Raw genomic sequence first — 680 nt, 5'->3', positions numbered from 1 at the left:
CCGGGCGTCCCGACCAACCCCGTCGGCGCCGACGGCACCATCACAGCAGACTGCGGGGTCGCCGACGCCTCGTTGGACGGCGGCGAGGTACCAGCGGCGTTCACCGCGGCGACCGTGTAGAAGTAGGCCGTCCCGTTGACCAACCCGGTGTCCGTGAAGCTGGTCCCGCTCACGCTCGAGGCCACCGGCACCGACGACTCACCACCCGCGGTCGTGCCGCGGTACACGTTGTACCCCGTCACGGCAGCCCCGCCGTTCGACGCCGGAGCCGCCCACGACAAGGACACCGACSCGTTSCCGGGCGTCCCSACCAACCCYGTCGGCGCCGACGGCACCGACGGTGGACTGGGGGCGCCGGTCTTGAGGGCGGTGATGGCGGCCATCCACTGGCCTCCGCTGGTGCCCGACGCGGTGTAGGCACCCGTCGCGGTCGTGACGCGGAAGGCCGTCGCCAGGTCATCTGTGGACACGCTCAGGTTCGGCAGCCCGCTCCAGCCAGCCGCCCAGGCCGGCACGGTCGCAGCGGACTCGACCCCGACCACCCCGAACAGGATCTCGTTCGGCTGGGTCGTGGTGACCGACCCGGAACTGAACGCCGTCCCGGTCCCGGTCGCGCCCGCGCTCGTGTCGATCCCGGTGACCCCGGCCAGCTCATCGACACTCACATGGGTCTCCCCCGC

1 protein-coding gene is annotated in these 680 nt (G+C 72.3%); it reads right to left on the bottom strand.

The features are described from left to right. Positions 1-665 (bottom strand): fibronectin type III domain-containing protein (locus AC1DIW_RS21830; RefSeq protein WP_478110918.1); only part of this gene is annotated, 665 nt, incomplete at its 3' end. Between the last annotated feature and the right edge of the window lie 15 nt (positions 666-680).

The organism is Terrabacter sp. 01T434 (assembly GCF_056398545.1).
Note: the sequence above shows the minus strand (reverse complement) of the source record. Positions and strands in the feature narration are given on the sequence as shown.